The sequence below is a fragment of the Jiangella muralis genome (assembly GCF_001270745.1).
In the GTDB taxonomy this organism is placed as follows: domain Bacteria; phylum Actinomycetota; class Actinomycetes; order Jiangellales; family Jiangellaceae; genus Jiangella; species Jiangella muralis.
On the sequence record NZ_LFXL01000078.1, the window covers coordinates 1 to 1,676 of the forward strand.

Genomic DNA, 1,676 nt, shown 5'->3' on the forward strand with positions numbered 1-1,676 from the left:
CCTCGGGGTTTCACGTCTGCCGGGGTGGTGTGTGGCGTGTGATGCACGGAAGTGCCTGTTCAACGCGGGATTCTTGGCTTGTCGAAGGTCAAGATCCGCCGCGTTGAAAGGCACTCCGTAGGTGAAGCGTAGCCCTGGTCTGAGTCTTGTTCTTGATGCTGTCCGCGAGTCGTTGATCTCCTCGTCGGGAGCGGTGCTCCTCAACGAGACGGTCCGGGTCGCGGGCGTGGACCGCCTGCTCGCGGCGGCGTTGGCGCCGTGGCGCTCGGATCGGGTGGTCCACGACCCCGGCAAGGTGCTCCTCGACGTCGCGACAGCGGTCGCTCTGGGAGGTGACTGTCTGGCAGACCTGGCGGTGGTGCGCGCTCAACCGGAGTTGTTCGGGCCGGTGGCCTCCGACCCGACCGTGTCCCGGGTCATCGCCAAGCTGGCCGCCGACATCGACGCGTCGCTGCCGGCGATCCGCGACGCCCGGGCCCGAGCTCGTGCCTCGATCTGGGGCCGTCGAAGCCCGCTCCGATCGACAACCGGCGGCGGGTCGGACAAGGACAGCGGCCGTGTGGTGGTCGACCTGGATGCCACGCTGGTGAGCGCGCAGTCAGACAAGGAACACGCCGAACCGACGTTCAAGAAGACCTTCGGGTTCGCCCCGATGTGCGCCTTCGTCGACCACGGCCCGGGCGGGACCGGGGAGGCGCTGGCGCTGGACCTACGACCGGGCAAGGCCTCCCCGCACGCCAGCGCCGATCACATCACCACCCTGGGCAACGCGCTGGAGCAGCTGGGCGAAGCAGAACGGTCCAGGGTGCTGGTGCGCGCCGACACCGGCGGCTGCTCCAAGGCGTTCATGCACCACATCACCGATCTGGGGTTGGAGTACTCGATCGGGTTCCCGGCCATGGACACCGTCGCGGTCGCGTTGGCTGCGATCCCACGGCAGGCATGGCGCTCGGCGCTCGATGCGGACGAGAACCCACGTGAAGGAGCCCAGGTCGCCGAGCTCACCGCCTGGATGCCGACCCCGACCAAGCCGACCCGCTCACCGGCACGGTTCGGCCCTCAGCACTGGCCCGAGGACATGCGGATCATCGCACGCCGCGAACGCCCCCACCCCGGCGCACAGTTGCGCCTGACCGACCATCAAGGGTGGCGGATCACCTGCTTCGCCACCAACACCAAGCGCGGCCGGATCGCCGACTTGGAGGTGCGGCACCGGCTCCGCGCCCGCGCTGAGGACCGCATCCGCGGCCTGAAAGACACCGGGATGCGCAACCTGCCCTTCCACGGCTACGCCCAGAACCAGATCTGGCTCGAGATCGTCGCACTGGCCGCTGACCTGCTCACCTGGACCCAGACCCTCGCCTTCACCGCCAACGAACCAGCACGCCGCTGGGAGCCCAAGCGACTACGGCTGCGCATTCTCGCCGTGGCCGGACGCATCATCCGCACCGGCCGACGACGACGCCTCCGACTACCCCGCGACTGGCCCTACAACCCACTCATCGAGTCCGGCTGGACCGCGCTGCGAACCACCTGACAACCCCACCCCGACCCATCAACCGAGGAACCCGGAGAACCGGCGGACACAACGCCGGGGCCCAGCCATGCCCGACACTCCGAGCCACCAACACACCGTGACCGATCCCCGGCCACGCAGGCCAGACGAAACATCGAGG

The 1,676-nt window shown here is 68.9% G+C and carries 1 protein-coding gene; it reads left to right on the plus strand.

The annotated features are described in order from the left end of the window. Nucleotides 1-121: 121 nt before the first annotated feature. Nucleotides 122-1,537: an IS1380 family transposase gene (locus ACW62_RS32725; RefSeq protein WP_053208315.1), complete on the plus strand. Its 1,416-nt coding sequence runs from the start codon at nucleotides 122-124 to the stop codon at nucleotides 1,535-1,537. Nucleotides 1,538-1,676: the final 139 nt, after the last annotated feature.